Below are 16,471 nucleotides of genomic sequence, written 5' to 3' on the forward strand. Positions count from 1 at the left end.
TGCACGAATTGTCACTAATTTGTTTGTGGAATTCATTTCACAAACAGGGGTAGTTTATTAAAATTTGTGCAAATTCGTGGAATTCGTGTTTAAACTAAAGCTTTAAAATGTTGCTCTATTTCAATATTATTTAGATTTAAGCTGCGCATTGATTTTTACAAGCATTTGCGCAGCATTTTCGTTTTTAGGATTTAACTCCAACGATTTTAAGTAATTCTCTTTGGCAGGACCTAATTGTCCAATGGCTTCATAAATTTCACCCAAGCTGTCAAAAGCATTTGCAGAAGCCGGATATTCTGAACAATTAAGAGCAAAAATCTGAACCGAAAGATCAGTTAGTTTCTTATTAAACAAATTATAACCAAAATTGTTTAGATCGTCTTCAAAATTATAGTCAGGATATTTTAATCTTAATTTTTTAAATTGATTAACAGCAGTTTCAAACGTATTCTCACTGAATATTTCGATTAACTGAGTCTGAGGCGTTCTGATTTGTTCCAGGCTAAGCTGCAAAAATCGCGTGGTACTAACTGCACGGGTGATCGTTATGGCTTGTAATTTATGATTGAGTAAGTTAAAATGAATTTCGTTGGGATAATTATCGATTTTGAAAGTATTGTTTCCTAAGTAATACATCTTAGTTTTTTCGGTATTAAAATTCTCTTTTAAAAATGGAGAGTAAAGATAGAGGCCGTTATGCTCTTCAGCTATTTTAGTTGTTCCCATTCGGTCATATCCGTACAGAATCTCAGTATAATACCCTTTTATGGCATTTTTTAATTCTGATGGAATTTGGATTGCACCTCCCTTAATTGGTTTAGACCAGTTTAGTTTTGTGATGACTTCTTTTTCGATGTACGTCATTACGGGAAGTCTGTTAGGTTTGTCACCGTTGGCTAAAATGGCAATTCCGTTACCATTTTTCATGGTAGCAAGCAAATCTCCACCGGTTCCGGTATTAGAGCCATCATGCGAGAACCAGTCAAGATTTCCGTATCCAAGACTGCGTTGCCATCCGTAACTCCATCCTCGTGGACCTTTCATTGTTACTATGTTTGTAACCTTTTCAGCCACGGCTTTAGAAATCACCTTTCCTTTACCAGCAAGTGCTTTTTGCATTTCAATCGCAATTAAGGCCAGATCAGTAGGAGTTGACCACAGTCCCGAAGGCGCAACTTGTGGCGTGATGGGAATTCCTGTTCGGATTATTTTGCCATTACTGTTGTGTACTTTAGCAATATTAGTCAGAAAACCATTTTCATTGGGCTGAATCATAGTTGAATTCTGCAAATGCAAAGGATCAAGCAGCTGTTCTTTGACAATTTGTGCCAATGGCTTTTTGAAATGATCTTCCAGAGCACATTGAATAATTACATAACCGCCACCGCTATATTGCCAGTCAGTCTCAGGTTTGAAAAGAAATTCGATAGGCTTTTTAGACCGGGGTAATAATTTGCCCTGCAGACTTTCTACAATTGAGGGAATAGAATCTCCCTGATAATAATCTTCGAAACCGCCCTGACTTGTTCCGGCTGTATGGGATAAGAGATGCTTCCAGGTAACGGGTGTTTTTGAGGTAAAGTCACTTTTAGGCAATTGCCATGATTTTAGATATTGAGAGATAGGGGCATTAAGGTTGATTAATCCTTTTTCCTCTAAAATTGCACAAACAATTGCGACGATAGGCTTTGAAATGGAGGCAGTAGAAAAAGCAGTGTTCAAATCAATTTTTTCTCCTGTATCTGCCGCTTTTACACCCCATTGATTCGTCCAGATTACTTTGTAATTTTCAAAAACAGCAACACTCAATCCTTTAAGGTTGTATTTTGACATCATTTCTGCAGTGCCATTTTTTAAGCTGTCCAGAGATTTGATTTTTTCAGAAATAGTTGTTTCCTGAGAAAAAGATAAAGTGCAGGAGGTAATCAGAAGTAAAACTAAAAAAGTTCGTTTCATTGGTAGTGATTTTTGATCGCGGTACCGCTTTTAAAATATAAGCTCAATAATAAAAGAAAAGTAAGCTGTTTGTTCTTTGATTTGATGATGGTAAAATCTTTTATTATTGAGCTTTTTTTATAGAATTAAGCTTTTGAGATACTTCCTGATCCTGAAACTTTTACACTTCGTTTTTCTGGATTTCCGCTGTATCTCACATCACCGGATCCTGAAACTTTTGCACTTATACTTTCAGTACAGTTTACACGAACATCTCCTGATCCTGAAATGGTTACTTCGGTGTTTTTTGTTTTAAGATTTGCGGCATCGATATCTCCGGAACCTGATAATATGGTAGAAAAATTAGCAGCATTTCCTTTTAAATTTACATCTCCTGATCCGCTTAAAGTTAATTCAAGATCGTTGGAGTCTAAAGCCAGATTAAAGTTTCCTGAGCCGGATAGTTTTGCTAGAAACTTGTCGCTTTTGATCGTGCTTTTTGATTGAACGTCCCCGGAACCGGATAAAGTCAATCCGGATATGGATTCAAAAGGAACCGTCACTTCAATCTTTTTGCCAAGACTTGGGGAGAGATTGACTCCTTTCTCAACATAAACTTTTAAAATATTATTTTCTACTTCAACTTTAATGGCAGTTAGTAAATTTTGTTCTCCTTTTACTGTAATTTTTCCTTCTTTCCCTGCCACTAAATCCACATCAAAAAAACCGGAAATTTTTATTCCATCATAATCAGAAGTGGTTCTGGTTTCAGAAACGACATTGCCATTTCCTTTTAGCTTTTTATTAGACCATTGAGCATTTGCAATAAAACTGAATAAAAATGCACTGCAAACGAATAATTTAACTGATGTTTTCATTGTTTTGATTGTTTTAGATTGTTATTTTTTGATTAACGCAGCATTACCATAGCTGGTAGTTACCGTTATTTTGCTTTGTCCTTTTTTCTTATTGTAACCGCTTACTTTTTTAGCACTGCCTTTGCTTTCCGCCACTGATGTTTCTAATGAACTGTCGTACTTGATATTCCCGTATCTGGTGTTAATGTCAAAATCAAAAGCAAGATCAGCGCTGTAACCCAGTGATACATTCGTGTAACTGCTCGCTACATTCACATTCTTTTTTTTCTCGTTCAGAGTGTCCACATTTATCTTTGAATAGGCAGTGTCAATATTCAAATTACCGGAGAGTTCTCCAACAGAAACACTTAAGTAATTTCCTGAACCCGTCAGCGAACTGATTTTTTGAAGTTTAAAAGTGGAATAATTACTATCGTATTTGATGTTCTGACCTTCATTAAGCAAATATAAATCGGTGTAATTGGAGTCTATATTTAAGTTTCCGGCTTGCGTAATTTTCAAGTTAGAATAGCGTGCTTCAATATTACCGGTTTTAATAGATTCAATGGTCGAGTTATCGCAATAACCTATTTCGATTCGATTGCTGGAGCCATTTAGTTTTCCTAACGTTATCTTTCCGTATTTACAAGTAATATCTGTGGAGGATTCTAAACTTAGCGTCGTGATATCTCCGTACTTATTATTAAGTTTTACCGAACCGTTTTTCGGGATCTTAATGACATAGTTAATTTCAAAGAAATCAGCACTTCCTTTACTTCTTACCGAAGAATTTCCAAGGTTTGTCACCGCAGTAACCATCGATTTAAGAGCTGTAATGTCAACATCAATACTGTTCAGTCTTTGGTTTGCCCAGCTTTCATTTTTACTGGTTACCTTAATAGTAATGTCAATGTCTATTTTATCTTCATTCCAGGTACTTACCGTGATGTCTCCGTATTTGTTGTCAATATCAATACCTGCGTTCGAATTTACGATATAGGTTTTTTTAATGTTCTTTTGCTTAGTGATGTAACTATTATCATCGTTTGAGAATCCTAAAAAAGGAAGTAAAAGCAATAGGATGAGTATTTTATAATGTTTTTTCATGTGTAGTGTTAGTTTTAAAATTTTCATTTTCTTCAATGCGTTTCAATACCGTTTGTAAAAAGGAAATACGTGTTTCCAGGTTACTGATCATGGCGTAAATAATTTGTTTGTTTTCACCGTTTTTCTGCAGTTCTTTCATGATTTTTGCATAATCGGTATCAAACACCTTCATTTGTTTTAAGGCATCGTTAATAATCTGTTCATTCTGAGGAGAACTTTTTTCTTTTAATTTTACTAGCTCATTATCAATTAAAATACTGAATATCGAATCAGTTCTTTTGGCTTCCTTCGAAGCAAACTTATACTGTTTAGGCTCCTGATAACTGTTGTAGAATATAGATACCCCCAACAATACCACAATTGAAGCAGCAATGGCCCAAACCGCATGATTTTTCTTCTTAGGTTGCTTTTTGTTTAATTTATTTAAGAAATCAAGCTGATGGTCAGAAGTTAATTCGGCTACATCCCATTGGTTCTCAAACTTTTTAAATAATTGATCTAAATCGTCATTTTCCTTTTTCATATCTCCTCTAATTTTTTTCGTAAACTTTCTTTTGCTCTGCTTAGCGTCGTCCGGCAATTAGCATAACTGATGTTTAATATTTCACTAATTTCCTCCTGATCGTAACCCTCAATATAAAAAAGGGTTAAAACCATACGATAATTGTCTTTCAGGTTCGAAATCGTATCTAAGACTTGTTTTACTTTAAGTGAATTAAGGTCAATGCTGTCACTTAATACACTGTCATTTTCCTCTATTTTATAAAGGGTTTTAGTCAAATCTTCTGCCTGAAAAGCATTATTCTTTTTATAAAAATCAATACTGTAATTGATGATTATTCTTTTTAACCACGCACCAAACGCTACTTCTTGTTTGTAATCATTGATTTTTGTAAAAGCTTTCAGAAAACCTTCCTGCATGACGTCCTGTGCAAAATGTTCATCTTTCACAATGCGGAATGCCACATTGTACATCGCTTTACAATAACGATTGTAAACTTCGAATTGCGCTTTTTGGTTGTTCTCCTTACAAAGCGTGATTAATTCTTCGATATTCTGGTTAGTTATACTCAAGTAATTGTTGCTAGTTTTTAATAATGACTTTGCTTTTTTGGGTTTGTTACAGTTTTGATAAAATTAATTTTATTTTTTTTTAAAATAATTGTCTTTCATAGGTTATTTAACTTCTATCATACAATTTCAAAACTTTCTTTTTTGCTTTTGGCACAATGATTGTCTATTTTTACCGCTAATCTTGTAAATGAAATACTTTGCACAGATTTAGCTAAAACTGCCGCCTGTAAAGTTATATTTGCGGTTAGTATGAAATATTTAATGACAAAACGACTTATATACTATTATGTCAAACCATAAAATACTCACAATTGACAATCTGTCACTTCAGGAATTTGACTCAGAAGCAGATTTGATTCCATTATTAACTCCGGAAGACGAAGAGGAAATGAATAACGAAGAGCTTCCGCTATCGTTGCCTATTTTGCCATTGCGCAATACCGTTTTATTTCCGGGAGTTGTTATTCCGATTTCGGCAGGAAGAGATAAATCAATCAAATTAATTAATGATGCCAATGCCGGTGGAAAAATTATTGGTGTGGTTTCTCAAATTAATGAAGAAGACGAAGACCCGTCAAAAGATGATATTCATAAAATTGGAACCGTAGCCAGAATTCTTCGCGTTTTAAAAATGCCTGATGGAAACGTAACCGTAATTCTACAAGGTAAAAAACGTTTTGAAATTGACGAAGTGGTTTCAGAAGAACCTTATATCACTGCCACGATCAAAGAAGTTTCAGAAGAACGTCCGGCAGAAGATGATACCGAGTTTACCGCAATTTTAGATTCGGTAAAAGAACTGGCGATTCAAATTATAAAAGAAAGTCCAAACATTCCGTCAGAAGCTACTTTTGCGATTAAAAACATTGAAAGCCAGTCGTTTTTAATCAATTTTGTTTCTTCTAATATGAATTTATCCGTAAAAGAAAAACAAGGTTTGTTATCGATAAACGGATTAAAAGAACGTGCGCTTGAAACGTTGCGTTACATGAATGTCGAACTGCAAAAATTAGAATTGAAGAACGACATTCAGTCAAAAGTTCGTTTTGATTTAGACCAGCAGCAGCGTGAATATTTCCTTCACCAGCAAATGAAAACCATTCAGGAAGAATTGGGAGGCGTTTCGCAAGAGGAAGAAATGGATGAAATGGGATTGAAGGCGAAAACCAAAAAGTGGGACGAGAAAACGCAGAAACATTTCGAAAAAGAATTGTCTAAAATGCGCAGAATGAACCCGCAATCTCCTGATTTTGGAATTCAGCGTAACTACCTGGAATTGTTTTTAGAATTACCTTGGGGGGAATATTCTAAAGATAAATTCGATTTAAAACATGCACAAAAAGTATTAGATAAAGATCATTTTGGACTTGAAGAAGTAAAGAAAAGAATGATCGAACATTTGGCGGTATTGAAACTTCGTAACGATATGAGATCGCCAATTATCTGTTTGACAGGGCCTCCGGGAGTTGGTAAAACTTCTATCGGTCGTTCGGTTGCTGAGGCTTTAGGACGTGAGTACGTACGTATTTCCTTAGGTGGTTTACGTGATGAAGCTGAAATTCGCGGACACAGAAAGACTTATATCGGTGCTATGCCGGGACGAATCATTCAGAGTTTGAAAAAAGCCGGAACCTCAAATCCAGTTTTCATACTGGATGAGATTGATAAATTGTCAAGCGGTAACAGTGGTGATCCGTCTTCAGCCTTATTAGAAGTATTAGATCCGGAACAAAACAATGCTTTTTACGACAACTTCCTTGAAATGGGGTACGATTTGTCTAAAGTAATGTTTATCGCAACTTCAAACAATATGTCAGCCATTCAGCCGGCATTACGTGACAGAATGGAAGTCATTAAAATGTCCGGTTACACCATCGAAGAAAAAGTTGAAATTGCCAAAAGACACCTTTTCCCGAAACAATTAGAAGCACACGGATTGACGGCTAAAGATTTGACCATTGGTAAAAAACAACTGGAAAAAATCGTAGAAGGATACACACGCGAATCCGGAGTTCGTAATCTTGAAACTAAAATTGCTCAAGTCATTCGTAATGCAGCAAAAGCGGTTGCGATGGAAGAAGAGTACAATAAAAAAGTAACCGACGAAGATATCGTGACTGTTTTGGGAGTACCAAGATTGGAACGTGATAAATATGAAAACAATGATATTGCCGGAGTAGTTACAGGTTTAGCCTGGACGAGTGTTGGTGGAGATATTCTGTTTATCGAATCGTTGATCTCTGAAGGAAAAGGAGCTTTGACCATTACCGGAAACCTTGGTAATGTAATGAAAGAATCGGCTACAATTGCTTTAGAGTACATCAAAGCCAATGCTAAAAAATTAGGCTTGAATGTTGAGTTGTTTCAAAAGTACAATATCCATTTACACGTACCGGAAGGCGCAACACCAAAAGACGGTCCAAGTGCCGGAATAGCCATGTTAACGTCTTTAGTTTCATTACTTACACAAAAGAAAGTAAAGAAAAGTTTAGCCATGACAGGTGAAATTACGCTTCGTGGTAAAGTTTTACCGGTGGGCGGAATTAAAGAAAAAATACTGGCAGCAAAAAGAGCCAATATCAAAGAGATTATTTTATGTCATGAAAATAAAAGTGACATTGATGAAATTAAAGCCGAATATTTAGAAGGACTTACTTTTCATTATGTAAAAGAAATGAGTGAAGTTCTGGCTTTGGCCTTGACCGATCAGAACGTTAAAAACGCGAAAACGCTGAAATAGTTTAAAGTGTAGACTTTAAAAAACAAGATCTAAATTCCAAATTCCAATCTGAGAACTCAGTTTTGGAATTTGGAATTTTTTATTGGAATTTATTTTTATCGTATTTTATTTTTATAATTGATATAATTTTATCTTCGCACTTGCGTTATCCCTCTATAGGATCGCCCCAAAAGAATGTTAAAACAGTTTGTTTTATTTTTATTAGTAACAATTTGCTCTGTTAGTTATGGGCAAATAGGAGGGCGTCACACCTATCAGTTCTTGAATTTAACGACCTCTCCGAGACAGGCAGCTTTAGGTGGAGAAACAATCACGATTTATGACGAGGATGTCAATCAGGTGATGTCTAACCCTGCAGCTTTAAATGAAGATATGGACAATCGTCTTGCTCTGAATTATGGGAGTTACTATGGAGAAGCTTCTTATGGAACTGCTTCTTATGCTTATACTTACGACAGACATGTGCAGACATTTTATGCAGGAGTGAGTTATGTTAATTATGGTTCATTCGAAGGTTATGATGAAAATGGTCAGGCTACTTCTAATTTTACCGGGAGTGAAGGCGCACTTTCATTGGGTTATGCTTATAATGTTCCTTATACTGATTTGCATATCGGAGCAAGTGCTAAGCTAATAACTTCAACGTTAGAAAGTTATAATTCGATAGGAGGAGCAATTGATTTAGGTTTTTTGTATGTAATTGAAAAAAATGACGTAAATTTGGGTCTGGTAATCCGTAATATAGGTACACAGTTTACAACGTACTCGGGTATAAAAGAAAATTTACCATTTGAAATTGTGGCTGGAGTTTCTCAGGAATTAGAGCATGTGCCCCTTCGCTGGCATCTTACATTAGAAAATTTGCAACAGTGGAACATCTCTTTTTCGAATCCCGTTCGTGGAGGAACCAGCATAGATGGATCAACAAACAAAGAAAAGGTTTCATTTTTAAACAACGCTTTAAGGCATGTTGTTTTAGGAGTAGAACTTTTTCCAAAAAAAGCATTTAATTTGCGTTTAGGATATAATTTTAGAAGGGGAGAAGAATTACGGGTGAATGAACAGCGTAATTTTTCAGGGGTGTCAGTAGGATTTGGATTAAAAATGAACAGGTTAAAATTTAATTATTCATATTCCAGATATACTTTAGCAGCAAATACAAGTCTTTTTGGTTTAATTTTAAATTTTCAGTAATGATATGAAAATACTTAGTTTGTTTTTGTTTTTAACAGTAGGTGTTTTTACGGGTACAAAACACTATTATAAAAAAGAAACCGCTATTTCCACTCTGGAAGTAGAGCGTATGAATCTTAGAGTAAACGAAATAAAAAACATGATGAGTATTGATTCTAAATACAATACCAAAATTGCTTTTTTCGTTGACATGAGCATACCGTCAGGCAAAAATCGTTTTTTTGTTTACGATCTGGTGAACAGTAAAATTATCGATCAGGGGCTTGTAGCACACGGCTCAGGATCAGAAACGGGTGTAAAAGGAAGTTTGCGTTTTAGTAATACTCCTAATTCCAATTGCACTGCTTTAGGCCGATATGTGATTCAGAAATGTTATAAAGGAATCTTCGGAAAAGCCTATAAATTAAACGGTCTGGATGAAACCAATAATAATGCTTTAAAAAGAGCCATAGTGTTGCATTATTATTCGGCAGTTCCTTATGAAGAGCAGGACTATTACATCAGTAACAGCCATGGCTGCCCGATGGTTAATGAACAGTTCTTTAAAAGACTCGAAAAATATATAGATTGTTCTAAGTCAAATATCATTCTGGATGTTTATTATTAGCAAACCTGGAACATAGTTTAAAGATACTTAAATCATATATTGCTGTTGTTTTTCCTTCAACAGCATTTTTTTTGTCCTGAATTTTATTCCATTTTATATTTCCACATTGTCCAATATTATAGTATGAAGAAAATCCTATTTATTTTTCTTATTGTATTGCTTTTCTTTATTGGGTATAAGATCAGCAGGAAAGACAGTATAGTTTCTTTAGCAGTAACAAGTACAATTGACAAAAGAAAGATCAATGAAATCAAGGAAATTATAAAAAGTGATTCAAAATACAATGACAGATATGCTTTCTTTATCGATATGAAAATTCCTTCGGGCAAGAATCGCTTTTTTATATACGATCTAAGAGCTAATAAAATTATTGATAAAGGTTTAGTAGCTCATGGTTTAGGATCTGAGACTAAAATAAAAGGTAAACTAAAATTTAGTAATGTCCCTAATTCACTCAGCACTTCATTGGGGAAATATGCTGTTGGTGAGCATTATAATGGAAAGTTTGGTAAAGCCTATAAATTATACGGATTAGATCCCACAAATTCTAATGCATTTGATCGTAATATTGTTTTTCATTATTATTTTGATGTTCCGTATAAAGAGCAAAATGGATATATTTGCAACAGTTATGGATGCCCAATGGTGAATAAAAAGTATTTTGAAAGAGTGGCAAAAATAATTGACAATTCCGGATCCGATATTGTGATGAGTATTTACTATTAAAAGCGGATGGAAGCAGTAAATAAGTTTAAATTTAAAAAATAAAAAAATTGAAAAAAATTACCATTGCAATTGATGGATTCTCCTCAACAGGAAAGAGCACTTTGGCAAAACAATTAGCAAAAGAGTTAGAATATGTTTATGTAGATACCGGAGCAATGTACCGTGCCGTAGCGTATTTTGCCATGCAAAACCAGCTTATTGCAGCCGATTTTTTTGATAAAGCAGCCCTTATTACAGCTTTACCGAACATTCAGTTAGAGTTTAAATTTAATACCGATCTTGGTTTTGCCGAGATGTATCTTAATGGAGAAAATGTAGAGAAACAAATCAGAACCATTGAAGTTTCCAGTTTCGTTAGTAAAGTAGCAGAAGTTTCTGAAGTACGTTCCAAATTAGTGGAACAACAGCAGGAAATGGGGAAAAATAAAGGTATTGTAATGGACGGAAGAGACATTGGTACTGTAGTGTTTCCAAATGCTGAGCTTAAAATATTCATGACAGCCAGTGCCGAAACCCGTGCACAAAGACGTTTTGATGAATTGCAGCAAAAAGGCGACGACGTTTCTTATGAAGACGTCCTGAAAAATGTAGTCGAGAGAGACTATATCGATACACATCGTGAAGATTCTCCTTTAATTATTGCCGATGATGCGATAGAAATAGATAATTCTTACTTAAACAGAGAAGAACAGTTTACAGCAGTGCTGGAATTAGTAACAGATGTTGTTAAAACAATTTAATTTTTTGTAGATATCATTTTTAATGGTAGTTTTACCGCTTCATTTATTTTAAAGACAATTTCATCATATGGGAATTAAAAACAGGTTGATTATAATGAGCTTTCTTCAATTTTTTGTTTGGGGAGCCTGGCTTATAACAATTGGAAATTATTGGTTTGGAACTAAAAACTGGGAAGGAACCCAGTTTGGTCTGGTCTTCGGAACCATGGGAATTGCTTCTTTATTCATGCCCACTTTAACCGGAATTATTGCAGACAGATGGATTAATGCAGAAAAATTATATGGTGCCCTGCACATTCTTTATGCAGTAGTTTTATTTGGTATTGCACACGTTACCACCCCCGATAATTTTATATACGTAATGTTTATCGCAATGTGCTGCTACATGCCAACCATTGCTTTGAGTAATTCAATTTCGTATACCTCGCTTAAATTAAATAATAAAAATATTGTAAAAGATTTTCCGCCTATCCGTGTTTGGGGTACCATTGGTTTTATCGCTGCAATGTGGATCACTAATTTAAGTGGAAGCAAAGCAACAGAATATCAGTTTTACATTGCCGGAGTTGGTGCGTTGATTCTTGGAATTTATGCCTTCACATTGCCAAAATGTAAGCCGCAGCGTCTTACTAAGGAAGATGCCTCTCTGGTTGAAACTTTAGGTTTGGAAGCCTTTAAATTGTTTGGAAATTATAAAATGGCCTTGTTTTTTGTATTCTCTATGTTTTTAGGAGGCGCTTTGCAATTGACGAATGCTTACGGAGACGTATTTTTAGACGAATTCAAACATTTTCCTAAATATGCAGATTCTTTTGTAATTAAATATTCGACTATCATCATGTCGATTTCTCAGGTTTCTGAGACATTATTTATTCTTGCAATTCCATTTTTCTTAAGACGTTTTGGAATCAAACAGGTAATGCTGATTAGTATGTTGGCCTGGGTATTGCGTTTTGGATTATTTGGTTTTGGAGACCCTGTAGGAGGTTTATGGATGATCATATTGTCATGTATTGTGTACGGAATGGCATTTGATTTTTTCAATATTTCAGGTTCGTTGTTCGTTGAAAGCAATACCGATTCAAAAATACGTTCGTCTGCACAAGGATTGTTTATGATGATGACCAATGGTATAGGAGCGGTTTTAGGAAGTTTAACTTCAGGTTGGGCTATTGATCGTTTTTTTACCAAATCGTTCACTAATACAACTGAATTGGCGTCATTTTTACAAACTGAAAGTACAAATTCAAAAATGCTTGATTTTGTAAAAGGTCAGGGTAATTCAGTTTCTGCAGATGGAATATTTACGAATCCTATTTTAATGAAAGACTGGCAAACCATCTGGCTGTCATTTGCAGCTTATGCCTTAGTAATTGCAATTGCTTTTGCGATTTTATTTAAACACAAACATGACCCGAAAGAATTAGAGAATTTGAGTCATTAGAAAAAAATAACAGTATTAAAAATCCCGTTTTCAACACGATGAAAACGGGATTTTTTTTGACATCATTTGTATCTTTAGTTGACTTCGATACGATTAAATGAAAACAGATCATTATTAGCTGATTTTACGGTAATATAGTATTGACCCACAGGCAAATTCGTCTCAATTGTATCAGACTTCGGCGTAATTAGAGTAGATTGAATCGGAATTAACAAATCTGCGTTTTTAGTTGTATTGTATTCGTCTAATAAGAAAACGTCAACCAAAAGCTCTTGGTTTTTAAGCGGAATAAATTTTTGGTCCTTCAGACTTACCTTTTTAAAAACCTGATTAGGGTAAACAGACTGTAGGTTGGCTTCAAGGTTGTTGATTAAAAAGTAATCAGCACTTGATTTCATTAAAGTATCTTTGGCGAATACCGATTTTGGAAGCAGAACTAATTTTTCTTTTATCTTCATCATAACAGTCTCCTGATTGATGGTAACGGGATCTATGTTTGAGTATTCTTTTAAATAATTGGCCATAAGACGTTTTTTGCCTTCTTCTTCCAGATGACCGTGTCCCACATAAATAAAAATTTTAGCCTTTGGATCTTTCTCTAATATATTCATGACATTTTTGGCTTGCCCTATTTCCCGATCTATTTTCTGATCTGAATTTTCATGCCCCACAAGAGTAAATCCCATAGCATTGGCTTTCCTTACGAAGTGACCAAAATAGGGATCTTTGATATAAAAACCATTTTTGGCATTTGGAACAGGCGCAGTATTAGTATTATAATTTGGTGTATAGGTTTCCATCGAAATTACAGTAAACCCTTTTTGTTTCAAGACATCCAGAAGATTCATGGCAAACAACCGATGCTTGGGATAAAAATGATCTTCATTGAGTATAATCATCTGATTGTCGTTAGCGAGATCCCCAATTGCCGCAATTACAGCTTCCTCTTTTTTCACTTCATTTTGGGACAGCGAGTTTAAAACGGTGCGGTTAAAATCACTTTTATCGCTTTCATAGCCCTTAATCAATGCATCGTATTCTCTATTATCACCTATATAAGAATTGATTGTTAAGTACAAAGGATCTTTGAGCATTATTTTTTTTGGATCTTTTATAGGAGCCTTTTTAATTTTTTCTCTTCCCTGCAGGTAATTTTTATGTGGTTCAGTGGTATAATAATTAAAAAGCTGCATATACGACAGTTTATTCAAAGAGGTACTGTCCAAATGAACCTTCCTCATACTTTCGGTCGCCTTTTCCAAATGATTGGTGTTGGCTGACATTCGCGTAAGAGCAACAATTTTTTTTGATCCCTTTATTTTTTCGTAAACAATAATTCCATTGATACTGTCATTTTGCAGCAGTTTTTCATGAACAATGGTATCGCTTGGCTTTTCAATCTTCTCAAAGAAATAGAAAGTCTCTAAGTTTTGGTCTGTTTTGTACCTTAGGAATAAATGAGCAGCAGTAACATCTTTGGAATTCCCAATTCGTTTTTGCAGGGCACTTTTTTTAATCTTAGACAGATCGTCATAAACAACACCTTTCGGTATTTCGATGGAGACATCCAGTAAATTATTGTAGAACAAATCGCCTTTGTTTCTTTCTCCGACGATAAAGTTATGCTGAATAACATCCTGGTCAATTGTTTTGCAGCCGGTGAACACTAAAAAACAACTTGCCGAATAGCAATATATTCGGAATCTTGAAGGAATTAATTTTATCATAGTTTTAAGAGTAAGGAATAGCAAATATCATTGCTTTCTGAAGATCTGTATGTTAGTTTATTATCGGAAATCAGCATTATATTATCCGTTAGAGTAATTAATTCTATCATGTTTTGAGATCACATCTGTGTTTTGGTGTAAAATGGTATTGCAATTTATCAGGAATAGGATTAATTTTTAGAGATGATGACAAAATTGTACAGAAAAAAAGCTGTAAGGTACAATTTTTCCTAGTTTTTTAAAGGATATCTTTGTTTGTGTAAGATAACTATTTCGAACAGACCGTACTTATGGCGGACACATGATGTCCGGTAAATTGACTGCAGCAACCATAAAAGTAAGTCTTGATCAAAAACCGGGCTGTGAGGTTATTTTGCCACAGCAGAACAGAGTCTTCGACAAACCGTGGACAAAACAAAACAATGTTAAAAGTGCTTACTAAAAAAGCCATTTATTAAATTTTAAAATTCGAAAAACATGACAAAATTAAAATTAGCAATTTCTATTATGATTTTGCTCACTGCTGCTATGACTGCACAGCAGACGAAAGAAATCCAACATCTAAAATTTGATAATTTGGGATGGGAACAACTAGGAGATAAATTACAGCGTAAATATGTGTATGGAGAGCAGGGGATGCTGGCGTTGTTTAAGATGGATAAAGGTGCTAAAGTGCCAGTCCATCAACATCCAAATGAGCAAACGACTTATATTACAAAGGGAAGTGTAAAAGTAACCATGCAAGGTAAAGAGTACATTGTTAGTGCCGGAGAGGTGTTGATTATTCCGGGGAATATTCCCCATCAGTTTGAATGCCTGGAAGACGGAACATTAGACATTGATTTTTTTGCTCCCCCACGTAAAGACTGGATCGAAGGAACTGCCAATTATTTTGCCAGTACCAAAAAAACAACCGAACCTCTCGAAGTAGTTGCTGCAATGGACATTCGTCCCGGTGATGTGGCTGTATCAGCCGAGGGTCGTGTTTTTGCAACCATTCATCCGTTGGGAAGTCAGAAGATGCAATTGGTAGAAATTGTAAACGGAAAAGCGATTCCTTACCCATCTGAAGCTTATCAGAAATATGATGCAAAAGCAACCGATGTAAAATTTGATGCGATGTTGGGTTTAATCTTTGATAAAAACAATCAGTTATGGGTTACCGATATGGGACTCGAATTAGGTAAATCCAGACTTTGGGCCTTTGATATCAGTAAGAATAAAGTAGTTCAAAAAATTGAATTGCCTCAAACTATTGCGCCTAAAGGTACATTTACGCAGGATGTTGCCATTGATGAAAAAAATGGTTTTGCTTACTTAGCCGATATTGCCAATCCGGGTATTATTGTTTTGAATCTGAAAACAAAAAAAACACGCCGATTTAGCGGACATAGTTCTTTACAGGCAGAAGATAAAGACATGATTATTGATGGTAAAGTAACTTATTTTGGTGGAAAACCGGCTCGTGTAGCCATTGACCCGATTACACTTTCAAATGACAGGGAAACGATATTTTTTGGAGCAATGAATGGAACTTCATGGTATAGCGTGCCAGCCAAACTATTCAGAGAAGGTAAAAGTGATGCCGAAATTAGTAAGGCAATAAAAAAAGTAGGCAGCAAACCTTTTAGCGATGGTGCTTTGACAGATGAAGCCGGAAATCATTATTTTACAAATCTGCAAGAACACGCCATAACAAAGTTGGATACTGCGGGTAAATTGACTACTATTGTACAGGACACTCAAAAATTGCAATGGCCGGATAATGTTTATAAAGGACCCGACGGCTGGATGTACATTTCAGTCAATCAGCTCAATAGTTCGCCAGCTTTTACAGGTGCGAACGATCAGGGGAAACCTCCATATTTTATTTATCGTTTTAAGCAATAAGTGTACTATACTAAATCTAATTTAAAGTGTAAAATGTTCAAATTCTTCAGAGTTTCAATCAGTATTGCTATAACAGCGCTATTTGTACTTAGTTTCGTTACACTAAGTGATGTTTTTCTTCATGACAATCAGTTATTCTTTCATGTACTGACTATAGTGACAGCTGCTATTTTTGCGATTATGGGGCTTGTTGGCATTGTGATTTATAAAAACTTTAGAAATATTTGGCGGTATGCTTTACAAGAAGAGCAGCAACATTTTATCAGGTCTTCTGTTCGAAAATTGTTACTTGTATTTGCTTTTATTGCAGTAATAACGGCATTATTTTCATTTATACTTTGCATAGGTTTAGTAGACAGAATGCAAAACGGAATGGCTTTATTCGGCTAGAACTGCCGAAGATTTCTGTTAAAACCCTAAAAACCCATTA

At 35.1% G+C, this 16,471-nt stretch carries 14 protein-coding genes; 8 read left to right on the forward strand and 6 right to left on the reverse strand.

Annotated features, from left to right (window positions below; genetic code table 11):
- Nucleotides 1–126: 126 nt before the first annotated feature.
- From B0A80_RS15905 to B0A80_RS15925, 5 genes are all read right to left on the reverse strand, one after another.
- Nucleotides 127–1,956 carry a serine hydrolase domain-containing protein gene (locus B0A80_RS15905; protein ID WP_089077902.1) on the reverse strand — a complete coding sequence of 610 codons (1,830 nt, stop codon included), beginning with the start codon at nt 1,954–1,956 and terminating at the stop codon, nt 127–129.
- A gap of 125 nt (nt 1,957–2,081) precedes the next feature.
- The gene (locus tag B0A80_RS15910; RefSeq protein ID WP_089077903.1) at nt 2,082–2,813 is read right to left on the reverse strand and encodes a head GIN domain-containing protein; all 732 of its coding nucleotides are present in this window, start codon (nt 2,811–2,813) and stop codon (nt 2,082–2,084) included.
- Between the two features lie 21 nt (nt 2,814–2,834).
- Nucleotides 2,835–3,899 carry a DUF4097 family beta strand repeat-containing protein gene (locus B0A80_RS15915; RefSeq protein ID WP_233430758.1) on the reverse strand — a complete coding sequence of 355 codons (1,065 nt, stop codon included), beginning with the start codon at nt 3,897–3,899 and terminating at the stop codon, nt 2,835–2,837.
- Nucleotides 3,883–4,422 carry an anti-sigma factor gene (locus tag B0A80_RS15920; protein ID WP_089077905.1) on the reverse strand — a complete coding sequence of 180 codons (540 nt, stop codon included), beginning with the start codon at nt 4,420–4,422 and terminating at the stop codon, nt 3,883–3,885. Before B0A80_RS15920 ends, B0A80_RS15915 begins: the two co-directional genes overlap by 17 nt.
- Nucleotides 4,419–4,973: an RNA polymerase sigma factor gene (locus B0A80_RS15925; protein WP_026110196.1), complete on the reverse strand. Its 555-nt coding sequence runs from the start codon at nt 4,971–4,973 to the stop codon at nt 4,419–4,421. The genes B0A80_RS15920 and B0A80_RS15925 overlap by 4 nt, the downstream gene beginning before the upstream one ends.
- A 286-nt stretch (nt 4,974–5,259) precedes the next feature.
- On the opposite strand from B0A80_RS15925, the gene lon reads away from it, so the two are divergent.
- The 6 genes from lon to B0A80_RS15955 all read left to right on the forward strand — a co-directional run bounded on the left by lon (nt 5,260) and on the right by B0A80_RS15955 (nt 12,424).
- The gene (gene lon, locus B0A80_RS15930; protein ID WP_089077906.1) at nt 5,260–7,713 is read left to right on the forward strand and encodes an endopeptidase La; all 2,454 of its coding nucleotides are present in this window, start codon (nt 5,260–5,262) and stop codon (nt 7,711–7,713) included.
- Between the two features lie 174 nt (nt 7,714–7,887).
- Complete coding sequence (porQ, locus tag B0A80_RS15935; RefSeq protein ID WP_089077907.1) at nt 7,888–8,907, forward strand: type IX secretion system protein PorQ; 1,020 nt, start codon at nt 7,888–7,890, stop codon at nt 8,905–8,907.
- A 4-nt stretch (nt 8,908–8,911) separates the two neighbouring features.
- Nucleotides 8,912–9,514, forward strand: a complete 603-nt coding sequence (locus B0A80_RS15940) for a murein L,D-transpeptidase catalytic domain-containing protein (RefSeq protein WP_070908177.1) — start codon at nt 8,912–8,914, stop codon at nt 9,512–9,514.
- Nucleotides 9,515–9,637: 123 nt separating this feature from the next.
- The gene (locus tag B0A80_RS15945) at nt 9,638–10,240 is read left to right on the forward strand and encodes a murein L,D-transpeptidase catalytic domain-containing protein (RefSeq protein ID WP_089077908.1); all 603 of its coding nucleotides are present in this window, start codon (nt 9,638–9,640) and stop codon (nt 10,238–10,240) included.
- A 47-nt stretch (nt 10,241–10,287) separates the two neighbouring features.
- A complete protein-coding gene (cmk, locus tag B0A80_RS15950; protein WP_089077909.1) occupies nt 10,288–10,980 on the forward strand; it encodes a (d)CMP kinase in 693 nt (230 codons plus the stop codon).
- Nucleotides 10,981–11,047: 67 nt separating this feature from the next.
- The gene (locus tag B0A80_RS15955) at nt 11,048–12,424 is read left to right on the forward strand and encodes a nucleoside permease (RefSeq protein WP_089077910.1); all 1,377 of its coding nucleotides are present in this window, start codon (nt 11,048–11,050) and stop codon (nt 12,422–12,424) included.
- 74 nt (nt 12,425–12,498) lie between these two features.
- On the opposite strand, the gene B0A80_RS15960 is transcribed toward B0A80_RS15955, so the two are convergent.
- Nucleotides 12,499–14,151 carry a hypothetical protein gene (locus tag B0A80_RS15960; RefSeq protein ID WP_089077911.1) on the reverse strand — a complete coding sequence of 551 codons (1,653 nt, stop codon included), beginning with the start codon at nt 14,149–14,151 and terminating at the stop codon, nt 12,499–12,501.
- 477 nt (nt 14,152–14,628) lie between these two features.
- Between B0A80_RS15960 and B0A80_RS15970 the strand changes: the two genes are divergently transcribed.
- On the forward strand, nt 14,629–16,041 hold the full coding sequence (locus B0A80_RS15970; RefSeq protein WP_089077912.1) for an L-dopachrome tautomerase-related protein: 1,413 nt from the start codon (nt 14,629–14,631) through the stop codon (nt 16,039–16,041).
- A gap of 33 nt (nt 16,042–16,074) precedes the next feature.
- Nucleotides 16,075–16,431, forward strand: coding sequence for a hypothetical protein (locus B0A80_RS15975; RefSeq protein WP_089077913.1), 357 nt, complete (start codon nt 16,075–16,077; stop codon nt 16,429–16,431).
- Nucleotides 16,432–16,471: the final 40 nt, after the last annotated feature.

The sequence above is a fragment of the Flavobacterium tructae genome (genome assembly GCF_002217475.1).
Lineage (GTDB): Bacteria > Bacteroidota > Bacteroidia > Flavobacteriales > Flavobacteriaceae > Flavobacterium > Flavobacterium tructae.

Coding starts and splice junctions, on each gene's coding strand:
- B0A80_RS15905 (WP_089077902.1), bottom strand. CDS start 1,956: ATGAAACGAACTTTTTTAGTTTTACTTCTGATTACCTCCTGCACTTTA.
- B0A80_RS15910 (WP_089077903.1), bottom strand. CDS start 2,813: ATGAAAACATCAGTTAAATTATTCGTTTGCAGTGCATTTTTATTCAGT.
- B0A80_RS15915 (WP_233430758.1), bottom strand. CDS start 3,899: ATGAAAAAACATTATAAAATACTCATCCTATTGCTTTTACTTCCTTTT.
- B0A80_RS15920 (WP_089077905.1), bottom strand. CDS start 4,422: ATGAAAAAGGAAAATGACGATTTAGATCAATTATTTAAAAAGTTTGAG.
- lon (WP_089077906.1), top strand. CDS start 5,260: ATGTCAAACCATAAAATACTCACAATTGACAATCTGTCACTTCAGGAA.
- porQ (WP_089077907.1), top strand. CDS start 7,888: ATGTTAAAACAGTTTGTTTTATTTTTATTAGTAACAATTTGCTCTGTT.
- B0A80_RS15940 (WP_070908177.1), top strand. CDS start 8,912: ATGAAAATACTTAGTTTGTTTTTGTTTTTAACAGTAGGTGTTTTTACG.
- B0A80_RS15945 (WP_089077908.1), top strand. CDS start 9,638: ATGAAGAAAATCCTATTTATTTTTCTTATTGTATTGCTTTTCTTTATT.
- B0A80_RS15955 (WP_089077910.1), top strand. CDS start 11,048: ATGGGAATTAAAAACAGGTTGATTATAATGAGCTTTCTTCAATTTTTT.
- B0A80_RS15960 (WP_089077911.1), bottom strand. CDS start 14,151: ATGATAAAATTAATTCCTTCAAGATTCCGAATATATTGCTATTCGGCA.
- B0A80_RS15970 (WP_089077912.1), top strand. CDS start 14,629: ATGACAAAATTAAAATTAGCAATTTCTATTATGATTTTGCTCACTGCT.
- B0A80_RS15975 (WP_089077913.1), top strand. CDS start 16,075: ATGTTCAAATTCTTCAGAGTTTCAATCAGTATTGCTATAACAGCGCTA.